At 65.3% G+C, this 26,461-nt stretch carries 28 protein-coding genes; 14 read left to right on the top strand and 14 right to left on the bottom strand.

The window, feature by feature from the left end; genetic code table 11:
- Window positions 1–11: 11 nt before the first annotated feature.
- The 3 genes from E5554_RS06230 to pip form a co-directional block, all read right to left on the bottom strand.
- Entirely contained in the window at window positions 12–326 is a 315-nt protein-coding gene (locus E5554_RS06230; RefSeq protein WP_136188271.1) for a hypothetical protein, read from the bottom strand.
- An 85-nt stretch (window positions 327–411) separates the two neighbouring features.
- The gene (locus E5554_RS06225; RefSeq protein WP_037518689.1) at window positions 412–825 is read right to left on the bottom strand and encodes a membrane protease subunit; all 414 of its coding nucleotides are present in this window, start codon (window positions 823–825) and stop codon (window positions 412–414) included.
- Between the two features lie 21 nt (window positions 826–846).
- Window positions 847–1,788 (bottom strand): prolyl aminopeptidase, encoded by a 942-nt coding sequence (pip, locus tag E5554_RS06220; protein ID WP_136186277.1) that lies wholly within the window; start codon window positions 1,786–1,788, stop codon window positions 847–849.
- A gap of 50 nt (window positions 1,789–1,838) precedes the next feature.
- On the opposite strand from pip, the gene E5554_RS06215 reads away from it, so the two are divergent.
- A complete protein-coding gene (locus E5554_RS06215) occupies window positions 1,839–2,975 on the top strand; it encodes a nucleoside hydrolase (RefSeq protein ID WP_136186276.1) in 1,137 nt (378 codons plus the stop codon).
- A gap of 3 nt (window positions 2,976–2,978) precedes the next feature.
- Here the strand turns inward: E5554_RS06215 and E5554_RS06210 are convergent, their stop codons facing one another.
- The 3 genes from E5554_RS06210 to E5554_RS06200 form a co-directional block, all read right to left on the bottom strand.
- A complete protein-coding gene (locus E5554_RS06210; protein WP_136186275.1) occupies window positions 2,979–3,395 on the bottom strand; it encodes a Rap1a/Tai family immunity protein in 417 nt (138 codons plus the stop codon).
- A 10-nt stretch (window positions 3,396–3,405) separates the two neighbouring features.
- A complete protein-coding gene (locus E5554_RS06205; RefSeq protein WP_136186274.1) occupies window positions 3,406–4,080 on the bottom strand; it encodes a hypothetical protein in 675 nt (224 codons plus the stop codon).
- Between the two features lie 104 nt (window positions 4,081–4,184).
- The gene (locus E5554_RS06200) at window positions 4,185–4,484 is read right to left on the bottom strand and encodes a hypothetical protein (protein ID WP_004209889.1); all 300 of its coding nucleotides are present in this window, start codon (window positions 4,482–4,484) and stop codon (window positions 4,185–4,187) included.
- A gap of 222 nt (window positions 4,485–4,706) precedes the next feature.
- Here E5554_RS06200 and E5554_RS06195 point away from each other — a divergent pair, with 222 nt between their 5' ends.
- Window positions 4,707–5,462: a methyltransferase domain-containing protein gene (locus tag E5554_RS06195; RefSeq protein ID WP_136186273.1), complete on the top strand. Its 756-nt coding sequence runs from the start codon at window positions 4,707–4,709 to the stop codon at window positions 5,460–5,462.
- A gap of 28 nt (window positions 5,463–5,490) precedes the next feature.
- Window positions 5,491–6,198: a 2OG-Fe(II) oxygenase gene (locus E5554_RS06190; RefSeq protein ID WP_136186272.1), complete on the top strand. Its 708-nt coding sequence runs from the start codon at window positions 5,491–5,493 to the stop codon at window positions 6,196–6,198.
- A gap of 35 nt (window positions 6,199–6,233) precedes the next feature.
- Here E5554_RS06190 and E5554_RS06185 read toward each other — a convergent pair whose 3' ends face one another.
- Window positions 6,234–7,838: a M20/M25/M40 family metallo-hydrolase gene (locus E5554_RS06185; protein ID WP_136186271.1), complete on the bottom strand. Its 1,605-nt coding sequence runs from the start codon at window positions 7,836–7,838 to the stop codon at window positions 6,234–6,236.
- 224 nt (window positions 7,839–8,062) lie between these two features.
- Here E5554_RS06185 and E5554_RS06180 point away from each other — a divergent pair, with 224 nt between their 5' ends.
- On the top strand, window positions 8,063–10,936 hold the full coding sequence (locus tag E5554_RS06180; protein WP_136186270.1) for a TonB-dependent receptor: 2,874 nt from the start codon (window positions 8,063–8,065) through the stop codon (window positions 10,934–10,936).
- Between the two features lie 43 nt (window positions 10,937–10,979).
- On the opposite strand, the gene E5554_RS06175 is transcribed toward E5554_RS06180, so the two are convergent.
- Complete coding sequence (locus E5554_RS06175; RefSeq protein WP_136186269.1) at window positions 10,980–13,577, bottom strand: EAL domain-containing protein; 2,598 nt, start codon at window positions 13,575–13,577, stop codon at window positions 10,980–10,982.
- Window positions 13,578–13,667: 90 nt separating this feature from the next.
- Window positions 13,668–14,780: a DNA polymerase III subunit beta gene (gene dnaN, locus E5554_RS06170; RefSeq protein WP_004209883.1), complete on the bottom strand. Its 1,113-nt coding sequence runs from the start codon at window positions 14,778–14,780 to the stop codon at window positions 13,668–13,670.
- Between the two features lie 171 nt (window positions 14,781–14,951).
- On the opposite strand from dnaN, the gene E5554_RS06165 reads away from it, so the two are divergent.
- The 3 genes from E5554_RS06165 (at window position 14,952) to E5554_RS06155 (ending at window position 17,269) form a co-directional block, all read left to right on the top strand.
- Window positions 14,952–15,455, top strand: coding sequence for a hypothetical protein (locus tag E5554_RS06165; RefSeq protein ID WP_026108758.1), 504 nt, complete (start codon window positions 14,952–14,954; stop codon window positions 15,453–15,455).
- Window positions 15,456–15,503: 48 nt separating this feature from the next.
- Window positions 15,504–16,763, top strand: coding sequence for a 23S rRNA (adenine(2503)-C(2))-methyltransferase RlmN (gene rlmN, locus E5554_RS06160; RefSeq protein WP_004209881.1), 1,260 nt, complete (start codon window positions 15,504–15,506; stop codon window positions 16,761–16,763).
- Between the two features lie 83 nt (window positions 16,764–16,846).
- Window positions 16,847–17,269 (top strand): hypothetical protein, encoded by a 423-nt coding sequence (locus tag E5554_RS06155; RefSeq protein WP_136186268.1) that lies wholly within the window; start codon window positions 16,847–16,849, stop codon window positions 17,267–17,269.
- A gap of 52 nt (window positions 17,270–17,321) precedes the next feature.
- On the opposite strand, the gene E5554_RS06150 is transcribed toward E5554_RS06155, so the two are convergent.
- Together E5554_RS06150 and E5554_RS06145 are read right to left on the bottom strand one after the other, a co-directional pair.
- A complete protein-coding gene (locus tag E5554_RS06150) occupies window positions 17,322–17,831 on the bottom strand; it encodes an outer membrane beta-barrel protein (RefSeq protein ID WP_004209879.1) in 510 nt (169 codons plus the stop codon).
- A 326-nt stretch (window positions 17,832–18,157) separates the two neighbouring features.
- Complete coding sequence (locus E5554_RS06145) at window positions 18,158–18,718, bottom strand: porin family protein (protein ID WP_136186267.1); 561 nt, start codon at window positions 18,716–18,718, stop codon at window positions 18,158–18,160.
- A gap of 290 nt (window positions 18,719–19,008) precedes the next feature.
- Between E5554_RS06145 and E5554_RS06140 the strand changes: the two genes are divergently transcribed.
- The 7 genes from E5554_RS06140 to E5554_RS06110 all read left to right on the top strand — a co-directional run bounded on the left by E5554_RS06140 (window position 19,009) and on the right by E5554_RS06110 (window position 23,853).
- Window positions 19,009–19,698 carry a cytochrome b/b6 domain-containing protein gene (locus E5554_RS06140; RefSeq protein ID WP_247594392.1) on the top strand — a complete coding sequence of 230 codons (690 nt, stop codon included), beginning with the start codon at window positions 19,009–19,011 and terminating at the stop codon, window positions 19,696–19,698.
- Window positions 19,695–20,441 carry a molybdopterin-binding protein gene (locus tag E5554_RS06135; protein ID WP_136186265.1) on the top strand — a complete coding sequence of 249 codons (747 nt, stop codon included), beginning with the start codon at window positions 19,695–19,697 and terminating at the stop codon, window positions 20,439–20,441. The genes E5554_RS06140 and E5554_RS06135 overlap by 4 nt, the downstream gene beginning before the upstream one ends.
- A 32-nt stretch (window positions 20,442–20,473) precedes the next feature.
- Window positions 20,474–21,715, top strand: coding sequence for a cyclopropane-fatty-acyl-phospholipid synthase family protein (locus E5554_RS06130; protein ID WP_004209872.1), 1,242 nt, complete (start codon window positions 20,474–20,476; stop codon window positions 21,713–21,715).
- Between the two features lie 163 nt (window positions 21,716–21,878).
- A complete protein-coding gene (locus tag E5554_RS06125; protein WP_125988019.1) occupies window positions 21,879–22,187 on the top strand; it encodes a hypothetical protein in 309 nt (102 codons plus the stop codon).
- A gap of 73 nt (window positions 22,188–22,260) precedes the next feature.
- On the top strand, window positions 22,261–22,683 hold the full coding sequence (locus E5554_RS06120) for a DUF350 domain-containing protein (RefSeq protein WP_004209870.1): 423 nt from the start codon (window positions 22,261–22,263) through the stop codon (window positions 22,681–22,683).
- A gap of 4 nt (window positions 22,684–22,687) precedes the next feature.
- The gene (locus E5554_RS06115; protein WP_136186264.1) at window positions 22,688–23,518 is read left to right on the top strand and encodes a serine protease; all 831 of its coding nucleotides are present in this window, start codon (window positions 22,688–22,690) and stop codon (window positions 23,516–23,518) included.
- A gap of 56 nt (window positions 23,519–23,574) precedes the next feature.
- A complete protein-coding gene (locus tag E5554_RS06110) occupies window positions 23,575–23,853 on the top strand; it encodes a DUF3297 family protein (protein WP_004209867.1) in 279 nt (92 codons plus the stop codon).
- 38 nt (window positions 23,854–23,891) lie between these two features.
- Here the strand turns inward: E5554_RS06110 and E5554_RS06105 are convergent, their stop codons facing one another.
- The 3 genes from E5554_RS06105 to recF all read right to left on the bottom strand — a co-directional run bounded on the left by E5554_RS06105 (window position 23,892) and on the right by recF (window position 26,442).
- Window positions 23,892–24,647 carry a CHAP domain-containing protein gene (locus E5554_RS06105; RefSeq protein WP_099234344.1) on the bottom strand — a complete coding sequence of 252 codons (756 nt, stop codon included), beginning with the start codon at window positions 24,645–24,647 and terminating at the stop codon, window positions 23,892–23,894.
- Between the two features lie 80 nt (window positions 24,648–24,727).
- Window positions 24,728–25,261, bottom strand: a complete 534-nt coding sequence (locus E5554_RS06100) for a CHAP domain-containing protein (RefSeq protein WP_004209865.1) — start codon at window positions 25,259–25,261, stop codon at window positions 24,728–24,730.
- A 107-nt stretch (window positions 25,262–25,368) separates the two neighbouring features.
- Complete coding sequence (gene recF / locus E5554_RS06095; protein WP_136186263.1) at window positions 25,369–26,442, bottom strand: DNA replication/repair protein RecF; 1,074 nt, start codon at window positions 26,440–26,442, stop codon at window positions 25,369–25,371.
- Between the last annotated feature and the right edge of the window lie 19 nt (window positions 26,443–26,461).

Raw genomic sequence — 26,461 nt, 5'->3', positions numbered from 1 at the left:
GCCTTTCCCGCTTAATGCGTCCGGCTGGTCACCTTCGCGGTGCCATCGGGCAGGATTTCGATCAGATGCGCGGTCTGGTTGTCGCACTGGGCCTTCCAGCCCCTGACGCCCGGCCGGATTTCGGCGCGTTCCGAACCGGTGACCGAGGGGCAGGCGACGCCCGATGCTTTGATCGCCTTTTCCAGCACGCCGTTGCGCAGGTCGGGGTCGAGCTTGGCGACTTCAGCCGCTGCGCCGGTTTCGGGCATGTTCCGGTTCTCGACCGCCGTCACCTCATCGCCGCCGCCACAGGAGGCGAGAAACAGCGCCGTCGCCAGCAACATCATAGTCCGCACGTCTTTTCCTCCGTCAACTTCATCGCGCCATTCGAGACGTCAGCCTCTCAACAAAGGCGCAGCAGAAAAATATCCCTCAATTGGCCTGGCCGGGCGCGCGCGGCGCAAGCCGGCTGCTTTCAAGCAACGGCAATCCGCCTTCGGTCGGCACATAGATGAGGCTGGCATCCTTGTTGTCGATCGCCTGGATCTGCAGATAGCGCAGATAGCCATCCGGCCCGCCCAGGCTGTCCTGCAGGATGCGGTTGGCCCGCGCGGCACCCTCGGCCCGAACGACTTCGGCATCGGCCAGCATCTTGGCGCTTTCCAGCTTCGCGCGTGCTTCCAGCACCGCGATCTGGCGCGAGGATTGTGCCTCTGCAAGCGCGGCGCGGCCGGCCTGTTCCTTGCTGTAGACATTGTAGCTGGGGCAGCCCCACAATATACCGGACAGCGTCACGCCGATGAGCAAGGCGAGCCCCAATATGCCGGTTCCGGTCAGTCGCACCATGCCTTCCCCCTGTAACGCGAATTAACCCGCAAATCCGTCGGTCGCGCGGATCAGCGCGTCCAATATGCCCGGTTCGTTGAACGCATGACCGGCGCCTTCGATCATTTCGAAGCGCGCCTGCGGCCAGGCGCGGTGCAGTGCCCAGGCGGTTTCGGCCGGGCAGGCCATGTCATAGCGGCCCTGAACGATGACGCCGGGGATGCCGGCCAGCTTGCTCGCCTCGCGGATCAACTGGCCATCTTCCAGCCAGCCGCGATGGACGAAATAATGATTTTCGATCCGGGCAAAGGCGAGCGCGAAATCATCGCCCTCATGGGTGGCGGACAGCGCCTCGTCGGGCAGCAGGCGGATGGTCTCGCCCTCCCAGACGCTCCAGGCCTTGGCGGCGGCGACCTGCGCGGCGCGATCATCACCGGTCAGGATGCGGCGATAGGCGCCGACCATGTCGTCGCGCTCGCCTTCGGGAATCGGCGCGACGAAGCGTTCCCACTTGTCGGGATAGATGCGGCTGGCGCCCTGCTGATAATACCAGTCGATCTCTGACTGGCGGATGGTGAAGATGCCGCGCAGCACCAGTTCGGTGACGCGCGCGACATGCGCCTGCGCATAGGCCAGTGCCAGGGTCGAACCCCAGCTGCCGCCAAAGACCAGCCACTGGTCGACGCCCATCATCTCGCGCAAGCGCTCGATATCGGCGACCAGATGCCAGGTGGTGTTGGCGTCGAGATGGGCATGCGGGGTCGATCGACCGCAGCCGCGCTGGTCGAACAGCAGCACGTCATAACGGGTGGGGTCGAACAGGCGGCGATGATCGGGCGATATGCCGCCGCCCGGCCCGCCATGCAGGAAGACTGCGGGCTTGGCGCCGGGCGTGCCGGACCGTTCCCAATAGAGGCTGTGGCCATCGCCTACGTCAAGATGACCAGTGGCGTAGGGTTCGATCGGCGGATAGAGGCTGCGCATGACACCGTCCTAACAGGCGGCGGGACGAAGCGAAATGGGGGTTTGACGCAATGCGGACGATGAAGATCATGCTGGGCGCGCTGGCGCTGATGCTGGGCGTGCAGGGGGGCAATGCCAGGCCCGCCGCGCCGACAACGCCCAAGCGGCTGGTGATCGTCGATGACGACATGATCGGCCTCAACGGCGTGCCGCTGCTGTTGCTGCAAAGCCCGGATGTCGAGGTGCTGGGCATCACCACCACCAGCGGATCGGTGTGGCGCGACACGGCGACCGCCTATGCGCTGCGCACGCTGGAGATATTGGGCCGGACCGACGTGCCGGTGGTGCCGGGCGCGACCTTCCCGCTGCTCAACAGCGCCGAGGCGACCAAGCGCTGGGAAGGCCAATATGGCCGGCTGGTCTTCAAGGGGCCGTGGACCGATTACTGGCCGGGCGACACGATCCAGGAGCATCCCGGATCGACCGACCCGACCAAGGTGCCCGACCTGCCGATCGGCAAACCCAGGACGAAGCCCAGCGCCGAGATTGCCGCCGCCTTCCTGGTGCGAATGGTGAAGGCGCATCCGGGCGAGATCACCCTGTTCGCGACCGGGCCGATGACCAATATCGCCATCGCCCAGAGCCTGGACCCGAGCTTCGCCGCCAATGTGAAGGAAATCCTCTATATGGGCGGCAGCCTGGCGCCGCATCAGGTGCTGGAAGGGCCGTCGGCCGAGCAGTTCGCCCGCGAATTCGTCAACTCGCCGCGCCGCGAGTTCAACATCCGCTGGGATCCCGAAGCGGCGAAGATCTTTGCCCATGCGCCGTGGAAGAAGATCACGATGATCCCGGTCGATCCGTCCACCGGCACACAGTGGACCCGCGCCTTCCTCGACGGGCTGAAGCCCGCCCACACGCCGCTGACCGATCTGTTCCAGACCGGGCTGGAGCCGGGCTATCCGATGTGGGACGAGATCGTCGCCATGGCCTGGCTCAATCCGGAGATCGTGACGAAGGACGAGACGTTGTGGGTCGATTTCGAGACCAGCCAGACGGCGGCTTATGGTGACACGCTGTCCTGGACGGAATCCTATCGCCCGCATCTGGGCGAGCAGGCGCAGCGCGTGATCCTGTCGGTCGACCGGGCGAAGATGGAGGCAGCGATGGCGCGCCTCTATATGCGGCCCGTCGGCAAGGCCGCGAAATAAGCGCTATTTCCGCTTCTTCTTCGTGCTGGGCCTGATGCTGGGTTGGGCCTTTGCCTTGGGGCAGGGCCAGGCCTGGCGCGTGGCGGTGAAGACCAGGGCGGAGGCGGACTGGGCGCGCTTGTCCGGATTAGCGCGCAGATAGTCGACGGTGGCGCCCTTCAGCTGGTTGAGCGTCACATCGGCGGGGATGCAGCTTTTGAGACCATTCACCTCGCGCGTGGTGTTGAACGCATCGACCGCGCCGGCGACATAGCCGACGCATTCATAGCTTTTCTCGAAAAAATCCTTGGCATTGCGGTCGGCGGTGCAGCTTTCCAGCAGCGCCTCGCCCGAATAAAAGCCAGCCTGTGCGCTGCCCGGCGACAGGCCCACCGCCGCAACCAGTATCAGGCCGCTTGCCCTCCGGATCGTCATGCGCATGGCTCCCGCCTTATGAGGATGCGTCCGCCTTCCGATAAGACTGGACATGCAGGGGAGGGAAAACCGCTTCGAGCGACTTTGTGTCCGGCAGCACATAGACATAGCCGCCCTTTTTCAGAAATTGCGGGCGCAGGCCGCGATTATAGAAGGCGATCGGCACGTTGATGCAGCCAAAGGTGATGCGATTATCGTCGATCGTCGGCGACAGCATGCGCTCGCGCCGCTTTTCCTTGGGATTGCCCTTGGGGATGGTGTGCATCGCGACCGAGGTCGCATAATCGACCCACAGCACCCGTTGCTTGCCCGCCGCCAGGCCGAATTTGGCGAGGAAGCGGCCGGCCGGCGTGGTCTTTTCCGCCGGGCCGATCTCCGCCAGGCTCTTCTTGCCGACGCCTGGCGTGGCATCGTCTCCGGGCGCGATGCCGATCAGCACCGGCGCATCGGCCAGCGCCTTGCCCCTGGCATCGAACAGGAAGACATGAGCCGCCTGCTTGTCGACGATAGCATAAGGCAGGCCATGATTGTCGCCGGTCGCGGCGATCCAGTCGATCACCCGGCGCGCATCGGGCGATCGCGGCGTTTCAGGCGCGGGCTTCGCGGACGCGGCCGCTTTTGGCGCGGCCGCCAGCGCGGGAGAGACACCGAACAGCGCCAGCATCGCCAGCGCCCATGGGAATTTGTGCATGGATGAGCCTTTCCGGGAATGGGGCCGGCGCCCCCATGAAGCGGGGGCGCCGGCACGGGATCGGGACCAGCCCGACCGGATTCGTTGCGCGATCGGCTACGTGATCAGTTTCTGGCGCGCTTGGTCTTGGCTTCGCGCATCTGCTGCTCGACACCATCGACGCGGGCGTTCAGCTGATCGAGGCGCTGACCGTTATTCTGGGCCTGACCGGCGGCCGACTGGGCCTGGGCCAGAGCCTGCTGCGCCGTGCCGTCGGTGGTCTGCAGCTTGGCGTCGAGCGCATCGACGCGCTGGTTCACGGTCGCCACCTGTTCGCGCACGAAGGATTTCGTGGCACAGCCACCCAGCCCCAGCGAGCCCACCAACACCATGGCAATGGGGGCTAATTTCATCGGGTGCGACATCATTTTCTCCTTATCATCTGCCCCCGCGCCGTCCCAAGCCGAGCCCGTTAACCATGACAATATGATTGGGCCTGAACGTGCATGTGGAGAGCCGAGTGGACGCGGCAGGCCTGCCCCGCCCTTCGACCAACGACCGGAATCGATCGACCGGCATCGGCGCGGATCGTTGAACGGATGCGCGATCGGGCGCATGCTGGCCCGCCTTCCATGAGGGGACAATCCATGCGCCTGATGCTTGCCCTGGCCCTGAGCGGCCTTGCCCTGTCCACGCCGATCATCACCCTTGCCAAGACCGATCTTGCCGCGGCCGTGGCCGATCCCAAGCGGCCCGCTGACGCACGGGCGCTGGACGAAAGCCGCAAGCCGGCCGAGACGCTGGCCTTCCTGGGCTTCAAGCCCGGCATGAAGGCGGCCGACATCATGACCGGATCGGGCTATTGGGCGGAGATCATGGCCGATGCGGTCGGCCCCAAGGGCAAGGTGACCGGGTTCGAGCCCAGCCAATTCTACGCCAGCGAGGAAGAGAAGCCCAAATGGGCGGCACTGGTCGCGCGCCGGCCGGAAGTGGACTGGGTGCGCTATCCGTTCGAGGCCTTCGCGGCGGCGCCCGACAGTTTCGACTTCAGCATCATCAATCTGAGCTACCATGATCTCTACTGGCAGTCGGACAAGTTCGGCATTCCGCGCACCGACCCCGATGCCTTCGTGAAGACGCTCTATGCCGCGACCAGGCCGGGCGGGATCGTCGGCATCATCGACCATGTCGGCCCGGCCGGCGACACCCGCGCAGTCGTGGACAAGCTCCACCGGATCGACCCGGCGGTGGTGAAGGCCGACTTCCTGCGCGCCGGATTCGTGCTGGAGGCGCAAAGCCCGCTGCTCGCCAACCCCGCCGACGATCACAGCAAGCTGGTGTTCGATCCCGCCATTCGCGGCAAGACCGACCGTTTCCTCTACCGTTTCCGCAAGCCGAAATGATCCGCAGGATTTGAACGCAAGGCGCGGGATGACGCCGTGCCCCGCGCCGCCCATGCTGCGCGCCATGGACCTCACTGACCTCGACCGGCATGGCGCCGCGCGCCTGCCTGCGCTGCTTTCCCCGGACCAGTGCGACGCGATCGTCGCGCTATGGGACCAGCCCCAAGCCTTCCGCAAGGAGGTGGTGATGGCGCGTCATGGCTATGGCCGGGGGCGCTATCGCTATTTCGACTACCCGCTGCCCGAGCCGGTCGCCGCACTGCGCGAAGCACTTTATCCGCCGCTGGTAGAGGTCGCCAATCGCTGGGCGGCGATGCTCGGGAGCGATGCGCTCTATCCCGCGCGCCACGCAGATTTCCTCAACCAGTGCGCGCTCGGTGGTCAGGACAAGGCGACGCCCTTGCTACTGCGCTATGAGGCGGGCGACTGGAATGCGCTGCATCAGGATGTCTATGGCGCGACCATCTTCCCGTTGCAGGCCGCGATATTGCTGTCGGAGCCGGAGGCGGACTTCACCGGCGGCGCCTTCATCCTGACCGAACAGCGCCCGCGCATGCAGTCGCGCGCCGAAATGGTGCCGCTGCGCAAGGGCGATGCCGTGGTCTTCCCGGTGCGCGAGCGGCCGGTGACGGGCACGCGCGGCGTCCACCGTGTGCAGATGCGCCATGGCGTCAGCCGGCTCCTGTCCGGCATGCGCCACACGCTGGGCATCATCTTCCACGACGCCCAGAGCTAGGCGGGGCGGCGACGCCGCCGCCCCGCCCGTTACGCTCAATCCAGCGCCGGATCCTCATATTTGAACGGATCGCTGACCGCTGGCTGGGTCGGCAGCGGCATGCGCGGCAGCGTCTTGTCGCTGTTCGCGGCCTGCAACAGCATGCCGGCGAGGACGACCGCGCCCTGGCGCATATCCTCTGCCTTCAGATGATCGAAGGTGTCGATGCCACTGTGGTGGACACGGCTTTCATAGTCGAGCGGATCCTGGATGAACTGATAGCCCGGCACGCCGATCGCCTGCATATATTCATGATCGGTGCCGCCGGTCGGCTGTGACACGACATTGCCGGCGCCCATGCTGGCAAAGGGGCTGAGCCATTCGCGCAGCAGCGAGACGGCGGCGACATTGCGTTCGGCATAGAGGCCGCGCAGCTTGCCCGAGCCATTGTCGATGTTGAAATAGGCCTTGAGGTCCGCATAGCCGGGCTTGGGCGTGATCGGGAAACGGGTCTTGTAGCGGAAATACATTTCCTCCCGCCCCTGTTCCTCCTTCGGCCCCGGTGCGCGGGTGGCGAGATATTCGTCGACATAGGCCATCGAGCCGAACAGCCCCTGTTCCTCGCCCGACCATAGCGCGAAGCGGATCGTCCGCTTCGGTTTGATCCCGAGTGATTTGAGGATGCGCGCCGCCTCCATGATCATGGCGCTGCCCGCGCCATTGTCCGCCGCGCCGTCGCCCGCGACCCAGCTGTCGAGATGCGCGCCAGCCATGACATAGCCGGCCTTGGGATCGCTGCCGGGAATATCGGCCAGGATGTTGTAGGCGTTGACGTCGCTGTCATCGAAACGGACGTCGCTGTTGATTTCCAGCACCGGCGCCGGGCCGGTCTTGGCGAGGCGGGCGAGACGGCGATAATCCTCCGCCGCGATCTCGACGCCGGGCAGCGCGGGCGTGTCGCTGACGCCGAAATCATAGCCCTCGCCATGGAGCAGCTTGCCGTCGCGATAGGATTGCCGCGCCCATCCGACCGCCCCCTCGGCCTTGAGGAAGGCCTCCAGCTTGCGGGTGAAGCTGAGGCGCTTCATCAGCCGCTCCAGCGACGCGGGATCATTCTTGGGCTGCTCGAACCTGTCGAGCTTCTCGATATCCTCGCCCTTGAGCCGCAGGAAGGCGGCCTCGTTCGGCTCGTCGCCGATGCCGGGCAGCGACACCAGCACGATCTTGCCGGCGAGCTTGCCGCGCCAGGCGTCGAAATCGCGCTCCTTCTTCATCGGTGCGACGATGATCGGCGCACTCAGCACGCCATTGGTCGGCGGCGTCCAGGCGACGGGGATAGCGGTGAGCTGGATCGGGCGTGGGCTGATCATCTTCACCGAGGAGCCGGCAATCCACCAGCCGCGACCGAAGCGGAAGCCCTGCTTGCGGACATTGGACAGGCCCCATTGGCGAAACTGGTCGGCAGTCCAGGCCTCGGCCTGCCGCATCTGCGGCGAATTGGTCATGCGCCCGCCAATATCGTCGGTCAGATGCTGGGCGATCTGCATCACCTGGCTGTGGTTCAGCCCTTCGTCGATGACGCGGTTGAGATCGTCAGGCTGCTGCGCGGCGACCGGTGCGGCCAGGCACAGCAAGGGCAGCAGGATGATGGAATGGCGCATATAATCCCCCTTCGTCCGGCCGTCAGGCGCGGCCGCGAAAGCCCGTCTATGCCCGACTGACGCGGGATCGCAAGTGAGGCCGATCACGCCCCGAACACGCATTTGTTGCACCATGTGACGCGCCGTTACACTTTGCGACAAAACTGTCTTTGCCTTGCCAGATTTTTGCGACAAGTGCGGCCTAAACGAGATCCTGTCAGGGTCCAGATTAGGGGTAAATTTCCGTGCGCCAGACGACGTCGCTGCTGCTGTTTTCACTGATGCTGGGCGCGGCGCCCGGCGCGCTGATGGCGCAGGAGGCCGAGCAGAAAGGGCCGCCGGCCCAGATGGACGAGGGCGACGAGATTGTCGTGACCGGCGCGGTCCAGCGCGGCGCGGTGCCCGGCGACATCAAGCCCGAACAGCAATTGTCGCCCGCCGATGTCCGGGCGCTGGGCGTCACGTCGATTTCCGAAATCATCACCGAATTGTCGCCACAGACCAATGGCACGCCGGTCATCCTGCTGAACGGCAAGCGCATTTCCAGTTTCTCGGAAATTTCCGACCTGCCATCCGAAGCGGTGTCGCGGGTCGACATCCTGCCCGAGGAAGTGGCCCTGTCCTATGGCTATGCGCCGACGCAGAAGGTGGTGAACATCGTCCTGCGCCAGCGTTTCCGCGCGACCACGGTCGATCTGCGCGGTGGCACGACCACCGATGGCGGACGCGAAAATGGCCAGGGCGAAGTCGGCGTGCTGCGCATCCGGGGCGACAATCGGCTGACGCTGAACGTCAAATATAGCCGGGCCGACAATCTGCTGGAGAGCGAGCGCGGCATCAATGCCGCAGCGCCGAGCATGCCCTATTCGCTGGCCGGCAATATCACCGCGATCGAGCGGGGGGCGGAAATCGACCCGGCCCTGTCGGCCGCCGCCGGCCAGAGTGTGACGGTCGCCAGCGTGCCCGGCAGCGCCGCCAATGGCGCCCCCGCCCTCAATGATTTCGTTGCCGGCGCGAACCAGACCAGCGTCAGCAATCTCAGCAAATATCGCACGCTCAGCCCCGCGACCGAAAATTTCTCCGCCAACGCGACGCTGGCGCGCGCGCTGGGCGGCGTATCGGCGACGATCAACGGCCGGCTGGAACTGTCCGACAATGATTCGCTGCAGGGCTTGTCAGCCGCCGCCCTTACCCTGCCCGGCGGCAATCCCTTCTCCGCCTTTGGCGACGATGTCCGCCTCTACCGCTATCTGGAGCAGGCCGGCGCGCTGGGGCAGAAGATCCGCGGCACCACCGGCCATGTCGGCGTCACGCTGAACGGCCGGCTGGGCGGCACCTGGCAATGGTCGTTCACCGGCAATGGCGACATTTCCGACACCCGCACCCGCACCGATCGCGGCGTCGACACGGGCGGCATCCAGGCCGCGCTCGATGCTGGATCGGCCAGCGTCAATCCCTATGGCGCCTTCACCGCCGACCTGCTGCAATCGCGCCTGACCGACCGCGCCCGGTCGCAATCGCGCGCGATCGGCGGCGACCTGCTGGTCAGCGGATCGCTGCTGACCCTGCCGGCCGGCAATGTCATGACGTCGGTGCGAGTCGGTGGATCGGCCAATGGCTTTGAAAGCAATTCGGTGCGGTCGGGCGTGGAACGCGGCCTCGACTATAATCGCGAGATTGCGAGCGGGCAGGTCAGTTTCGACATACCGCTGACCAGCCGGTCCAAGGGCTTTCTGGGCGCGATCGGCGATGTCGGCGTCAACATGAACGCCGGGGCGCAGCATCTGTCGGATTTCGGCACGCTGTCGACGCTGGGCTATGGCCTGCGCTGGCGGCCGGTGCCGGCGGTGCAGTTGCTGGTGTCGGCCAATCAGGACAAGTCGGCGCCGACCGGCACGCAGATCAACGATCCGGTGATTTCGACGCCCAACGTGTCGGTGTTCGACTATGCCACCGGCCAGACCGTGTTCGTCACGCAATTTTCCGGCGGCAACCCGGACCTGCGATCCAGCACGCGCGACCAGTTCCGCATCAATGCCCGGATCAAGCCGTTCGAGAAACCGAACCTGACGCTGACGGCGACCTATCTCAACAGCCGGACCAGCAACCCCATTTCCGCCTTCCCGACGCCGACGCCGGCGATCGAAAATGCCTTCCCGCAGCGCTTCATGCGCGACGAGGATGGCCAGTTGCTGAGCATCGACGGGCGGCCGATCAACTATCTGCGTTCGCAAAGCGAACAGCTGCGCTGGGGCTTCGACCTGTCCATCTCATTGAAGTCGCACATCCAGAAGGTGATCGAGGCGTGGCGCGCCGCTGGCGCCAGGCCCGAGGATCGGCCCAAGGAATTGCAGGACATGCGCGCTGCCTTCGGCAATCGTGGCCCGCGCGACGGCGCGGAGGGCAATCGCGAGGGCGGTCCGCCGCGCGGCGAGGGCAATGACAGCGCGCCCCGCGGCGACGGCGACAACAACCAGCGCGGCAATGATGGCCCCGGTGGCCAGAATGGTGGCCAGGGTGGTGATAATGCGCAGGGCGGTGGCGATGGTCCGCGCGGGCCCGGCGGTCCGGGTGGTCCGGGCGGCGGCTTTGGCGGTCCGGGCGGTTTCCGTGGCCCCGGCGCCGGCCAGGCCGGCGGGCGGCTGACCTTCAGCCTCTATCATACCTGGCACCTGACGGAGAGCATCCTGATCGCGCCGGGCGTGCCCGAACTCAACCTGCTCGACGGCGATGCGGTCGGCTCGTCGGGCGGGCAGCCCCGCCACGAGTTGAAGGCGCGGGTCGGCTATGTGAACAATGGCATTGGCGGCCGGCTGGGCGTCGACTGGGAAAGCGGCACCCATGTCGATGGCGCCTTGGGCGGCAGTTCGCGGCTGGACTTTGCCAGCCTGGCGACCGCCAATCTGCGCCTGTTCGCCAATTTCGGCCAGATGCCCAGCCTGGTAAAGGCCCATCCCTTCCTGCGCGGCGCGCGGGTGTCGATCGGCATCGACAATATCTTCAACACCCGCCGCGACGTGACCGACGCGACCGGTGCCACGCCGGTCCGCTATCAGCCGGGCTATCTCGACCCGCTCGGCCGGACCGTGTCGGTCAGCTTCCGCAAGCTGTTCTTCTGACCGGGCGACCGGCCGGGCGATGTCCGGCCGGTCGCCTGTATCGCTATCCGGCCAGTGCGCGCGCCTGCGGGCGAAGCAGGGCCAGATCGATCGGGGCGGCGAATTCCACCCCCATGCGGTCTTCGCGTGACCAGCGGGTGGTCGCGTCGACGCTCTGCCCCTCCGACAGGTCGATCGCGAACTGCGTGCCTTCCGGCACATTCCACAGCCCCTCGATCATCGCGCCGGTGGCGGAGATGTTGCGGATGCGGCCATTATAGACATGCCCATCATGATGGACGGCGACCGTGCGCAGCATCGCCTTGCGCTCCGGCCGGCTCGACTGGAAGCCTTCCGACCGGGCGGAGACGCCATTGGCGCGCTGGCCTTCCAGCACCTGTGCGGCGGGCATCGGCCGGCCATAGATATAGCCCTGGATATGGCTGCACCCCAGTTGCCGGATCAGGTCCAGCTCGTCGCGCGTCTCGGCACCTTCGGCCGTGGTATCCATGCCCAGCGCCTCGGCCAGGCTGACGATCGCTTTGATGATCGCGCTGTTGCGGCTGCCCCGGATTGCGGCGCCCCGCACGAAGCTCTGGTCGATCTTGATCTTGTCGAACGGCGCCTTCTTGAGATAGCCGAGCGACGAATAGCCGGTGCCGAAATCGTCGAGCGCCAGCCGTACGCCCAGCCCCTTGAGCCGGGTGAACATGGCGTCGGTGCCGTCATTGTCGTTCAGGAACACGCTTTCGGTGATTTCCAGCTCCAGCCGTTCGGGCGCCAGCTGCGCGCTGGCCAGGGCCTGCATCACGGTGGTCGGGAAACCGGGATTGGCGAACTGCATCGCCGAGACATTGACCGCAACGCGGATGCCAGCATCCCACTGCGCCGCGTCACGACAGGCGGTGCGCATGACCCATTCGCCGATCGGCGCGATCAGGCCGCTATCCTCCGCAATGGGGACGAACAAGGCCGGCGAGATGGCGCCGCGCACCGGATGATCCCAGCGGAGCAGCGCCTCATAGCCGGTGATACGCTCGGTCGTCGAACTGACGATCGGCTGATAGACAAGGTGCAGGCCGTCCGCCGTCAGCGCATGGCGCAGATCCTGTTCCAGCTGGCGGCGATCCTCCGCATCGGCGTGCATGTCGGCCGAATAGAAGCGATAGACACCGCGTCCGTCGCCCTTCGCCTTGTAGAGGGCAAGGTCGGCATTGCGGATCAGGGCATCGGCGGTGACGCCGTCTTCGGGGCAGAAGGAAATGCCGATCGACACGCCGATGACCACGCCCGTGCCCTCGATCGAATAAGGCTGCGACAGGGCGCTGATGATCGCCTGCGCCAGCAGGCCCAGCCGGTTGCGGTCATGGCGGCCATGCACCAGCACCTTGAACTCGTCGCCGCCCTGGCGCCCAACCAGCCCCTGATTGCCAACCACGCGCTGGAGCCGCTGGCTGACCTGGCGCAGCAGCGCGTCGCCGGCCGGATGGCCGAGCGTGTCGTTGACGCTCTTGAACCGGTCGAGGTCGAGCATCATCAGCGCACATTCGCCCTGCTTGCCGCGGGAACCCAGCACCGCCTGTTCCAGCGCCTGCAGCATCTGCACGCGATTGGCGAGGCCGGTCAGCGAATCATATTGGGCCAGGCGCGTTACTTCCGCCTGGCTGCGGCGCATTTCGGTCAGGTCGGTGCCCGATCCGCGAAAGCCGTGGAACTGGCCATATTCGTTGAACACCGGTTCGCCCGAGATCGACCACCAGCGTTCCTCGCGGGCGATCGCAGCCCGCACCGCAATGTCGGCAAAGCCGGTCCGGGCCGAGAGGTGGAAGCCGAGCGTCCGCTCGCCATCGCCCTGTTGCCGATCACCCTGCTGGATGATGTCGGTCAGCGACCGGCCGATCAGGCTGCCCGCTTCCACGCCCAGCGGTTCGGCCAGGGTGGCGGAGATATAGGTGATGTGGCCGTGGCGATCGGTTTCCCAGAACCAGCCGCGGCCGGACTGTTCATATTCCTCCAGCAGTCGGTCGGAACGCTGCGCCTTGAGATCCTGCCGATGCTGTTCGATCGCCCGTTCACGATCCGCCGCCGCCTGCCGCAGGGTGGCGATCGCCATCACCGCCAGGCAGCTGGCCAGCAGCCCCAGATGCACCATGCCCGCATGGGCGATGCCGGCCACCAGCAGCGCCCCCATGAAATAGCTGAGCCCCAGCAGGCGCCGATCGCCGACGATGCAGACCGCCAGCAGCGCGATCGCCATTTCCGGCACGGCGGACGGCATCGCCACGCCATTGCCCTGCGCCAGCCACAGGCTGAAACTTAAGCCCGAGCAGAAGAGCGCGGGCAGCATCAGCCAGTTCTGGACATGGGGGCGCAGATTACGGAACAGCGCCCAACGCGGCACCAGCATCAGCAGGCCATCGATCAGCACCACGCCGCACAGCAGGGCGCCATGTTCGGGCCGGGTGAAGGAAAGCATGCCAAGCAGCGCGGCAACGCACAGCTTGGCCAGCAACATCAGTGGCCACAGGGCGGCGACATGGGTGAAGCTGCGCGACAGCCAGTTGGCGGCGACTTCCGTGCCGCTTTCGGCCAGACCCAGCGAAACCAGCAGGCTCGCGGTCCTGGCCGGCGCATCAGTATCTGTTTTGCGGACAATAGCCATGCCGATCGTCTAACCGACAAAGCTTGAGAAGCGATTACCCGCCGGGTCCGGGAGATTCCCTGATATTCAGCGATCTCCCGGCAAGACCGGTCAGACGCGCATCGGCATCAGAACGTAAAGCGCCGGGCTGCGATCATTTTCGCGGATCAGCGTCGGCGCGGCCGCATCGGCCAGATGCAGTTCGACGATGTCGGTGTCGATCTGGCCAAGAATGTCGAGCAGATAACGGGCGTTGAAGCCGATATCGAAGCCTTCGCCCTGGAACGCGCCGGGCACTTCTTCGGCCGCCGTGCCATTTTCCGGGCTGGTGACCGACAGGGTGATCTTGTCCTTGTCGAGGCTCATCTTGACCGCGCGAGTCTTTTCGGTGGCGATGGTCGCAACGCGGTCCACGCCTTCCTCGAAGCTGCGCGGGTCGATCTTGAGCAGCTTGTCGTTCGCGGTCGGAATGACGCGGCTATAATCCGGGAAGGTGCCGTCGATCAGCTTGCTGGTCAGGATCGCGCTGCCCAGGCCAAAGCGGATCTTGCTGGCCGACAGGCTGACCTGCACCGAACCCTCGACCTCGTCGAGCAGCTTGCGCAGTTCGGCGATGCACTTGCGGGGGATGATGATGCCCGGCATGCCATCGGCGCCGTCGGGACGCGGCACGGTGACGCGGGCCAGACGGTGGCCGTCGGTCGCGGCGGCCTTGAGTACCGGCGAACCTTCGTCCGAGACGTGGAAATAAATGCCGTTCAGATAATAGCGCGTCTCTTCGGTCGAGATGGCGAAGCGCGTCTTGTCGATGATCTGCTTGAGCGTTTCGGCCGGCAGTTCGAAGCTGGTCGGCAGGTCGCCCTCGGCAATCACCGGGAAATCGTCACGCGGCAGGGTCGACAGGTTGAAGCGGGCGCGGCCGGCCTGGATCAGCATCTTGCCGTCGGCCGCCTGCAGCGACACCTGGCTGCCTTCGGGCAGCTTGCGGGCGATGTCGAACAGCGTGTGGGCGGAAATGGTGGTGGCGCCGGCCTGTTCGACCTGGGCCGACACGCTTTCCACGACCTGCAGGTCGAGATCGGTCGCCATCAGCTTGATCGCGCCATCCGCCGATGCCTCGATCAGCACGTTGGACAGGATCGGAATCGTGTTGCGCCGCTCGACCACCGACTGGACGTGGCTGAGGCTCTTGAGGAGCGTTGCGCGTTCGATGGTGGCCTTCATGTCCCTGTTCTGTCCGTTCTTTTTGCGTCGATGGCGAGGATTCGGTCGAATCCCGGCGGCAATGATGGATGGTCCTTCATAACCGCTATGTCGGCGGCGGCAAGCACCTCGACGCGCTTTCGAAACGAAGCCGGGCTTGCAAATGACGATGGCTTGCGCTTTGCCCGGACCATGCGCCGCCTGCCCGCCCTGCTGATCCCGCTCGTCATCCTCGCCAGTCCGGCCATGGCGCGCGATTCGCTTGGCATTTTCGAAAGCTGGGGCGCGTTTCGCGATCCCGGCGCCGGCCAGAACGGCCCGCGCTGCTACGCCATCGCCATGCCGGTGCCGCGCCGCGCGGGCGATGCGCCCAAGGGTTTTGCCGCCGTCGGCACCTGGCCGCGCCAGCATGTCCGCGGTCAGGTCCATTTCCGCCTCAGCCGCCCGCGCGCCGCCAATGCGCGGGTCTCGCTCAGCGTCGGCGACCGCCGTTTCGCGCTGGTCGCGGGCCAGGCCGATGCCTGGGCCGCCAATCCGCAGGACGATGCCGCGATCATCGCCGCGATGCGCTCCGCCAGCAGCATGAGCGTGCAATCGACATCGGCCAAGGGCGGCGCCTTTGCCGACAGCTATGCTCTGCGCGGCGCGGCCACGGCAATCGATGCCGCAGCGCTGGGGTGCGCCCGTTTACGCTGATTGCAACGCCACTTTAAAAATCCGGCAAAATCGACTATGTGCGCGGCCATGCATTCCGCCGCCAATCCCATCATGCCGATTCCCGGCCTTATCGACCCTGTGCCCGTGCCCCGCGCGGTGACGCCCCGTGAGGACGGACGCGTCGACATGCTGGGCCTGACCCGCGCCCAGATGAAGGGCGTGCTGGAAGAAGCCGGACTCGACCAGAAGGCCGCCAAGCTGCGGTCCAAGCAGTTGTTCCATTGGCTCTATCATCGCGGCGAAACCGATTTCGAAAAGATGACCGACCTGGCCAAGCCGATGCGGCTGTGGATGGCGGAACGCTTCATCGTCGGCCGGCCGCAGGTGGTGGAGGCGCAGGTGTCGAACGACGGCACCCGCAAATGGCTGCTCCGTTCGGACGATGGCCAGGATTATGAAATGGTCTTCATCCCCGATGCGGACCGCGGCACTTTGTGCGTGTCGAGCCAGGTCGGCTGCACGCTCAATTGCAGCTTCTGCCACACCGGCACGATGCGACTGGTGCGCAACCTGACGCCCGGCGAGATCGTGGGCCAGGTCATGCTGGCACGCGATGCGCTGGGTGAATGGCCCAAGGGCAGCATGGCCAGCGCCAATGACGACGAGACGGACGAGGATTCGCAATATACGGCGGACGGCCGCATGCTCACCAACATCGTGATGATGGGCATGGGCGAGCCGCTCTATAATTTCGACCATGTCCGCGACGCGCTCAAGCTGGTGATGGACGGCGATGGCCTGGCCCTGTCGAAGCGGCGCATCACCCTTTCGACCAGCGGCGTCGTGCCGATGATGGCGCGCGCGGCCGAGGAAATCGGCGTGAACCTGGCGGTCTCGCTCCATGCCGTGACCAAGGAAGTGCGCGACGAGCTGGTGCCGCTCAACCGCAAATATGGCATCGAGGAATTGCTTCAGGCCTGTGCCGATTATCCCAAGGCGAACAATGCCCGGCGCATCACGTTCGAATATGTGATGATCAAGGACAAGAATGACAGCGATGCCGACGCGCATGAGCTGGTCCGCCTGATCCGCAAATATAAACTGCCGGCCAAGGTCAACCTGATCCCGTTCAACCCGTGGCCGGGCACCGACTATGAATGTTCGAGCCCGGAACGGATTCGCGCGTTCAGCACGATCGTGTTCGAGGGCGGCATCTCCGCGCCGGTGCGCACGCCGCGCGGCCGCGACATCATGGCCGCCTGTGGCCAGCTCAAGTCGGCGAGCGAGAAGAAGAGCAAGGCGGAACTCAAGCGCCTGGCCGAAGAGAAGCAAGCCGCGCTCGGATAATCCGGGGACGACTGGCTGCGCGCATGCCGCGCGACGACAAGCCCCGCCCATACCGGCGGGGCTTTTCTTTTGGGGGAATGAGGATGACCGATGACGAAATCGAAGCGCTGGGCACCGGCTTTTGCGCCTGCACTTTGCCCAAGGCGCACTGGACCCACGGCGCCCATTTCGCGACCGCGCTGTGGCTGATCCTGCGCCGGCCCGATATTGACGCCGAAATTGACATGCCCGGCATGATCCGCCGCTACAATGAAAGCGTCGGCGGGGTGAACAGCGACACGAGCGGCTATCATGAGACCATTACCCAGGCCTCGCTGCACATGGCCCGGCAGTTGCTGGCCGGCCTGCCCGCCGATGTGACGCCGGCCGCAGCCTATGCCGCGCTGATGGCGTCGCCGCTGGGCGACAAGGACTGGCTCTTCACCTACTGGACGCGCGAGACGCTGATGAGCCCGGCCGCGCGCCGGGCCTGGGTCGCGCCCGATCGGACGCCGCTGCCGACATAAAAAAAGGGCGGCCCGAACGGACCGCCCTTCCCCATATTCCGATCGAGAGGGATCAGAAACGGAAGCCGATGCCGACGACGCCAGCGTCACGGCCACCGAAATTATCTTCATACTCGGTGCGCTGATATTCGGCCGAGATGTAGGTGTTCGGGGTCACCGAATATTCCAGGCCACCGCCGTAACGCACGCCTTCCAGCGAGGTGTGGGCGCCAGCGGCTTCGATGCGGCTCGAAGCATAGCCGACCTTGCCGAACGCCAGGATCTGCGGGGTCACGACATAGCCGAGACGGACCGAAGCGGCGAGGTCGCGGCTGGCGTCGAAGCCCTGGCCGTCGACGGTCGAGTCACCGAACGACACTTCCGGACCGAAGGTCACGCGGTTGGCAACGGCGAGGTCGTAGCCGGCGGTCACGCCGTAGCTGAAACCGTCTTCGCCCTGCGCCTTGTCAAAGCCCATGGTGACGCCAGCGCGCGGACCGGTGAACGGCGCAGCATCCTGAGCGAAAGCGGGGGCCGAAACAGCGGCAGCAGCAGCAATCGCTGCGAAAATCACAGTCTTCATAAAGTCCTCGATATTTATTATGACGCTATGACTTAATTGTTCATCTAGCGTTCAGGTTTGATGCTAGGAAAATATGAAATAGAGTCACACTTCCTCCTGCTTATTCTTCTCCGACACTTCGGAGAGGAACCGCCCCCTCTGCATCATGAGAGCGCAGTGGCCATCTAGGATCGCCAAACTCACTTGCAAAGGGGCAAGGCCTTTATTTCAATCAATTTCAGGGCTTGTGTTGCAAAAGTGTGACAACGCGCCTGCAGCACGACCGGCCGCAAAAAGGGGACGGCCCGACCGCCGCCCCCTTCGCGAAAGCCCCGGTTTCCGGGCGATCAGAAGCGCAGGCCGATGCCCGTCACCAACTGGTGGCGCGACACGCCTGCCTCATAATCGGAATAGCGATATTCCCCCTTGAGGAAGAGCTTTTCGGCGATCCGATATTCCAGACCCGCGCCCAGCCGCAGCCCATCGCCATTGTCGCCACCGCGGATCAGGCCGCCTTCGCCGTCACTGGCTTCATATTCCATCCGCGCATTGCTGTAGCCTGCCTTCACATAGGCGAGCGCCTTGCTGCCGAGCGGCACACCGATCCGCCCGCCGACATACAGGTCACGATCGGTTTCGCTCTTGCCGCCGGCGACATGCAGGCGGGTGGTGGAATCGGAAATCTCGCCCTCGATGCCCAGGATCAGGCCGCCCAGGGCAAAATCATAGCCGGCGTTGAGGCCATAGAGGAGGCCGTCGGCCGATTTGACGCCCTTGGCATCGACCACATCATAGCCGGTGATGATTTCGGCATGGACACCCGTGAAAGGGGCATAATCCCGCGCAAAGGCAGGCGCCGAAACAAAACATAGAACAGCCGAAGCGATAAAAAACGTTATACTCTTCATATTACCCATCCAATATCTGCGTCGAAGCGCCGAAAATCGTGACAGGCGACCTTATTTATACTCCCGTTTCGTGGAGGAATTTTATCAATTCAAATTTCTGTACGAAAATTCTTTGAAGTCGACTTCATCAGTCCCTTGCAGGGCCAGCCGTTGATCGCAATCGCACGGCGCGCACCATGGCCATTCGACCAACGACCGGCCTGGACATGCGAACGACCGCGATGCGGCTGGATATTTCGACGAAAGACAATAGGGTCATGGCCATGGAGCCGCCTTACGCCCCAGGGGACATGGTCCGCCGCCACCGCCTGGCCACCCGGCTGTGGCACTGGCTGAACGCACTGCTGCTCTATATCCTCTTCACCTCCGGCCTTGGCATCTTCAACGCCCATCCCCGCCTCTATTGGGGGCAATATGGCGCCAATTTCGACCATGCCTGGCTGGAGCTGGACCGGTTCCCCGGCTGGATCACCCTGCCCGCCCTCTATAATCTGGCGCTGTCGCGCCACTGGCACCTGACCGCCGCGCCGATCTTCGCCTTCGCGCTGCTCTTCTACATGCTCTGGAGTCTGGCCGGCGGCCATGTCGCCCGCGACCTGGCCTTTCGCGGGGGCGAACTGGCGCCGCGCCATGTCTGGCAGGACATAAGGGACCATGCCCGGCTGCGCTTGCCCACCGGCGCCGCGGCGCTGCACTACAATGTGCTGCAGAAGGCGAGCTATATCGCCGTCATCTTCATCGCCCTGCCGCTGCTGATCCTGACCGGCCTTACCATGTCGCCCGGCATGAACGCCGCCTGGCCCTGGCTGGTCGACCTGTTCGGCGGACGCCAATCGGCGCGATCGATCCATTTCCTGACCGCCTTCGCGCTGGTCGCCTTCTTCCTGGTCCATATGCTGATGGTGCTGCTGGCCGGCCCGGTGAACGAGATAGGATCGATGATCACCGGCCGCTATCGCCTCCCTAAGGACCGGCCATGATCCTGACCCGCCGCACCCTGCTGCTGGGCGCGACCGCGACGCTGGCGGGATGCGACCGGATCGCGCGCCAGCCGCTGGCCCGCGACATCCTCTTTTCCGCCGACAATTTCCATTCATGGGCGCAGCGCACAATCATGGCGCGCGACGCACTGGCGCAGGAATTCCGGCCCGATCAGATTTCGCCCTTCTTCCGCGCGAACGGCACCGCCAATCCCAACACCCCGGCCTACAAGGCGCTGTGGCGCAGCGGCTTTGCCGACTGGCGGCTGCGCGTAGACGGACTGGTCGCCCGCCCCCTGTCGCTTTCGCTGTCGCAATTGCACGCCCTGCCCCATCGCGAACAGATCACCCGCCATGACTGTGTCGAGGGGTGGAGCGCGATCGGCAAGTGGCGCGGCGTGCCCTTGAAGCTGCTGCTCGACAGCGCGGGCCTGCGCGACCGCGCCCGCTATATCGTCTTCCACTGCGCCGACGACATGGGCGGTGGCACCGCTTATTATGAGAGCATCGACCTGATCGATGCCTTCCATCCCCAGACCATCCTGGCCTTCGCGCTCAACGACCGGCCGCTGAGCGTCGCCAATGGCGCGCCATTGCGACTGCGGGTGGAGCGGCAACTGGGCTATAAGCAGGCCAAATATCTGATGCGGATCGAGGCAGTCGAGAGCCTATTGTCCATCGGTCGGGGCAAGGGCGGTTTTTGGGAAGACCGCGCCAATTATGATTGGTATGCAGGTATTTGACGGCCGCGTAACGAGAAGGACCAGCCTGCTCCATGAAGATTTTCGACCGCGTTCTGAGACGTCTTGTCACCAAGGGTCAGTTGACCGTTTTCTATGCCGATGGCCGTAGCGTTACCGTCGGTTCGCCCGATCCCGACCTGCCCCCGCTGGCGCTGCGCTTCCTCGACAAGCGCGTGCCCCTCGACATCGTCAAGGATCCGCGCCTGGGCATGGCCGAGGCCTATATCGATGGCCGGGTGGCGATCGAAGGCGGCGGCATCATGGAGTTCGTGTCCATGATCCGCCAGAACAACGCCTGGGAAAATGGCAAGTCGATCGACGCCAAGGGGCCGGTGCAGCGCGCGCTGAAGACGGTGCGCCGCAAGCTGTGGAAGGCCAATCATCGCAGCCGGTCCAAGGCCAATGTCGCCCATCATTACGACCTGTCGGGCGCGCTCTACGCCCTCTTCCTCGACCGCGACCGGCAATATAGCTGCGCCTATTTCCCCGATGCGGAGAATGAGGCCGGGATCAGCCTGGAACAGGCGCAGGAAGACAAGAAGGCGCATATCGCCGCCAAGCTCTACCTGAAGCCGGGTATGAAGGTGCTGGACATCGGCTGCGGCTGGGGCGGTATGGCGCTGTACCTGCACAAGCATTTCGGTGTCGACGTCACCGGCATCACCCTGTCGGAAGAGCAGTTGAAGGTCGCGCGCCAGCGGGCGATCGACGCCGGCGTCGCCGACCATGTCCGGTTCGAACTGATCGACTATCGCGACATTGAAGGGCCGTTCGACCGGATCGTGTCGGTCGGCATGTTCGAACATGTCGGCACCGCCGACTATCGCGTCTTCTACAACAAGTGCCGCGACCTGCTGACGCCGGACGGCGTGATGCTGATCCACACGATCGGCCGGGTCGATGGCCCCGGCATCACCGATACCTTCACCACCAAATATATCTTCCCCGGCGGCTATATCCCCGCTTTGTCGGAAATGGTGGCGGGCAGCGAAGGCACGCGGCTGATGATCACCGACGTGGAGGTGCTGCGCATCCATTATGGCCTGACCATCCGCGACTGGTACAAGCGGACCATGGCGCACAAGGCGGATATCGTCGCCCTCTATGACGAGCGTTTCTTCCGCCTGTGGACCTTCTATCTGGCGGGCGCGGCGACCGTGTTCGAACATGGGTCGATGGTCAATTTCCAGGTCCAATATGTGCGCGACCGCCGGGCGCTACCGATCACCCGCGACTATATGATCGAAGCCGAAACGGCGCTGCGCGGGCGCTGAAACACCGCCGCGCACCGATGATGCGAGGCAGAATTGCGACCGTCCGGGCGGGCTGAACAAAGCCTGTCAGCCCCGTTCCCGGACGGTTCAGTGACCGGCCCCCATTCTCCTCCCCACGTCCCCGCGCTGCCCCGGCAGCCGGGTCGGACAGAGGAGAAGCAAGATGAAATTCCTGTGGAAAAGCGCCGCGATGCTGGGCCTGGCCATGGCCGGCATCGCCGCCACGAGCGCGCCTGCCCAGGCGCAGCATTATCGCAGCGACGGCTGGCGCGGCGATCGCGATGGCCGCTGGGATGGCCGACGCCATTGGGACAATCGCCGCTGGGACGACCGCCGTCGCTGGCGCGGCGACCGGCGCTATTATGACGGACGACGCGGCTATCATCGCTCCGCCTATCGCCAGCGCTGCTGGGACGAATGGCGTTATAATGCCTATCGCGACCGTCGGGTCCGGGTGCGTGTCTGTCGCTGATCCCGTCTGAGCAAATCCATATCGCGGCCCGCCCCGATTGAACCCGAGGGCGGGTTGCGGCATTTCTGTGCCCATGAGCGATCCTACACCCGTCATCCAGAGCCTGTTGTCGGGCCTGCCGATCCTGCTTCTCCACCTCGCCTGCGCAACCCTGGTCTGGGCGGCCGCCATGGCGGTCTATATGTGGATAACCCCGCACGACGAGTTCAAGCTGATCCGCGCCGGCAATGAGGCGGCCGCCATTTCGCTCGGCGGCGCATCCGTCGGTCTCGCCGTGCCGCTGGCCTTCTGCCTCGCCGGATCGGTCAATGTCTGGGATGTCGTCATCTGGGGCAGCGTCACGCTGGTGCTGCAACTCATCGCCTTTCGCCTGGTCGACCTGTTGCTGGGATCGCTGTCGGGCCGGATCGAGGCGAATGAGCGTTCCGCCGCGATCTTCCTGGCAATGATGAAGGCTGCGGTCGCCTGCCTGACGGCTGCGGCCGTGGCGGGCTGACGCGATGGGGCGTGGGGGCTGCGGCTGCCTGCCCTGGCTGCTGGGCCTGATCCTGCTGCTCGCCTGGCTGGGCGAGATGCAGGCACCGTCCTTGCAGATCGAACAATATGATCCCCGGTCGCCCCGTCGCCCGCTGCCGCGCGGGGGCGAGGAACAATATATTATCGAGGATCGGCCCGGCGGCCCGGCCGACGCCATGGGCACGGCCTTTGCCGTCGATCGCAGCGGCGTGTGGATGACCGCCGAACATGTCACCCATGGCTGTTCGCGCGTCGGGCTGGAACAGCGCGGCCGCGCGCTGGAGGTGCCGCGCGTCATCGAAAGCCGGGAATCGGATGCCGCGATCATCCCACGCGGTCCCCGCAGCCCCGCCGCCCTGCCGCTGCGCAGTGGTGCGCCCTCGCCCGGCTCCACCGGCTATCATATGGGCTTTCCCGCCGGCGAACCGACATTGGTCCTGTCCGAACTGATCGGCCGGGCCGAAGCGCGGCGCGGCAGCAGCGGCATCGACCAGCCGGTGCTGGTCTGGGCCGAGCGTGGCCGCCTGCCCGAGGGCGACGGCACCCTGTCGGGGATCAGCGGCGGGCCGGTCTTCTCCACCGATGGCCGGGTGGTCGGCATCAACAGCGCATCGACCGACCGGCGCGGCCGCATCCTGACCGTGGCGCCGGACGCGATGATGCGCCTGACCGCCGCCAGCCGTGCCGTTGGCGACCAGCCGGTGGCCTATCCCTTTGCCGGGCTGACCGACGCGCAGGAACGTTTCGCCAACTGGCTGGACGATGGCGTCATCCGCCGCATCTTCTGCGATGTCGATGACGGGCGCGGCGGTTGACGCCTGCGGGCAGGAAAGAGTAGGCGCTGCGCAGCATTTTCAGGGAAATTGAGATCATGAGCGACACGCCCCCCGACCATCTGTCCACCAACCCGCGCAGCCCCCATTTCGACATGGAGGTGCTGCAGCGCGGCATCGGCATCCGTTTCAAGGGCCGCGAGCGCAAGGATGTGGAAGAATATTCGATTTCCGAGGGCTGGATTCGCGTTGCCGCCGGCAAGACCCGCGACCGTCACGGCAACCCGCTGACCATCAAGCTGTCGGGTGAAGTCGAGGCCTGGTTCGAAAACCCGGCCGAAGGCGCCGAGGGCGACAAGGCCGCCGACGCGGAATAAGCAGATAAGGCCGGTCCCCGCTCGATCGCGGGGGCCGGTCAGTTCATCAGGGATTCGCGCTTCACGTCGGCGATGACGTCGCCCAGCGAGCGATCCGACGGGCTGTTGTCCGCATATTCGATGATGAACGGGTCCGCCTCGATACGGGGCGCCGCCTTGCGCCGGGGCGCAGCAGGCTTGGGCGAAACCGCCGCCACCATCGCATGCGTCTGGACCGACGCCATCCGTGTCGCCGCCCTGGGCAGCGGCGCAACCTCCGCACCGTCCTCACCATCGCCTGTGTCGGCCGCGGCGCTGGCATAGCGAAGGCTGCTGCCCAGCGCCGGATCCGGCGTGAAGGGATGCAGTTTCGCTTTGGCCGGATAGATGAAGCCGAAGGTCGGGTTGATGCGGGCGCCCATCTGCCCGGTCGGGCTGTGCCAGACGCGCACCTGGCTCCAATCGCCCGCGTCCGACACGTCGATCGCCAGCACATCTTCCTCGATCGCGCCGGGCGACGACCAGTTGGCGTGACGGATCAGCACGCGGCGATCATCCAATATCCGGCTGACCACGGCGACATGGCCCAGGGTCATCGGGCCGACGGGCCGGAAGGCGAGCACCGCACCCTTTTTGGGGATGCTGCCGCGCTTGTAATGATCCTGCGCCTGGTCCCACCAGGTCAGCGCATCACCATAGATTTCCACGCCCGACACGATGCGCGCATAAGGAACGCACTGCAGCGCCGTGGCGCCCAGCACGGGCGCCGCCGTCAGGCCGGACAGCAAAGCCATCCAGCGGACATATCGAAACATTTAATGCGACCTCTAAGCGTCGAGTATCGCCCCACCGCGATCGACCCTAGAGCCCCATCCGTAAGGATTGGGTTAACGGCTCAGAAAGCACCCTTGGCGCTGTCGGTGCCGGCGGTGGCGCGATCGGCCAGGGCGATCTGGACCGGCTGATCGATTTCCGGCTTGTCGGCATAGATGAAGCCGTTGGTCGGGTTCGAACGCAGGCCAACGTCGCCGATCGGGCCATACCATACGCGCACGTCGGTCCAGTCATTGTTGGGCGACACGTCGATGGCGCGGACATTGCGCTCGACACCGCCACGATAGGACCAGTTGGCGTGGGTCAGCAGCACTTCGCGATCATTGACGATCTTGCTGACCATGGCGACATGGCCGACCGGCATGGCGCGGCTGGACGCGAAGGAGAGGACGGCGCCGACGCGGGGCTCATGACCACGGTCGTAACGACCGGCGGCCTGGTTCCACCAGGTGTTGGCATTGCCGAAAATCTCGATGCCCGAAACTTCGCGGGCGAAGGGGGCACATTGCAGGACACCGGCAGTGGCGGGAACGGCAGAGAAGGCACCGAGCGCAAGCATGGCGGCTGCGAACAGCGCGCGAAAACCACCGATCATTCCTTGCGACCCCCGACTTGTAGGTAGGTATAATCCCCGATGACCTCCTTAGGGCAGACGCCGTTCGTCTTGAAAACCACCGAGCGATGAGTCGTTGCTGCGATGCGTCATGCTGCGGAACGAAAAACATGCCCGGCCGTTACATGGAGCCGGGTTGCACCGTTCAACTCGTTGAAAAGACTATCTTCAGTGCCGGTCATCCAGACCTGGCCGCCGGTTTCGCGCAATCGGTCGAACAGCGCAGCTCGTCGCGACGGGTCGAGATGCGCCGCCACTTCGTCGAGCAGAAGCACCGGCGGCTGGCCGCGATCAGCCGACACCAGAGCCGCATGCGCCAGCAGGATCGAGAGCAGCAGCGCCTTCTGCTCGCCGGTCGAACAGAGCGCCGCCGCCTGATTCTTAGCGATGTGGATGACATCCAGATCATGACGATGCGGCCCCGACAGGGTGCGGCCGGCCGCGGCATCGCGTCGCCGCTCGCGGGCAAGCCGCTGGCCGAACGGTTCGTCGCTGGCACCATCCTCCCGCGCGATTCGGATGAGGGGCCGGGCGAAGGGCTCGTCGGGCTGATCGACCAATTGCCGGTTGAGCCGCGCGACCAGATCGGCGCGGGCAGCGGCGAGCGCCGTGCCATGCTCGTCCATCTGCGCCTCCAGCGCGCCGATCCAGGCCGGGTCCGCCCGGCGCAGATCGGTCAGCAGCCGGTTGCGCGCCCGCATCGCCGCTTCATAGCGGGCACTGTGCGCAGCATGGCCGGGATGGAGCGCCAGGGTGAGGCGATCTAGAAAACGCCGGCGACCGCCGGGGCTGTCGAGGAACAGCCGGTCCATCGCCGGCGTCAGCCAGACGATCGAGAGATGATCGGCCAGCGCATTGGCGGAGGAGGCGACACCGCCGATCCGCACCTGCCGCCGGTCGGGCGCATCCGCGCTGACGCCGGTGCCCAGCACCACGCCATCCACCTCCGCCGCGATGCCGAAGCTGCCGCCGCCATCCTGCCGCGCCATCGCCCGCAGTGCCGCGCCGCGCAGCCCCCGGCCGGGCGCCAGCATCGATACCGCTTCCAATATGTTGGTCTTGCCCGCGCCATTGTCGCCGGTCAGCAGGACGAATGGCTGGTCGGGCACGATCAGCGCGTCCGCATGGTTGCGGAAATCACTCAGGGTGAGGCGGCCGATCATTGCGCCGCTGTAGCGAGGA

Origin of the sequence: Sphingobium sp. PAMC28499 (assembly GCF_004795815.1) — a bacterium.
GTDB lineage: Bacteria > Pseudomonadota > Alphaproteobacteria > Sphingomonadales > Sphingomonadaceae > Sphingobium > Sphingobium yanoikuyae.
This window is presented reverse-complemented; position numbering and strand designations above follow the sequence as displayed.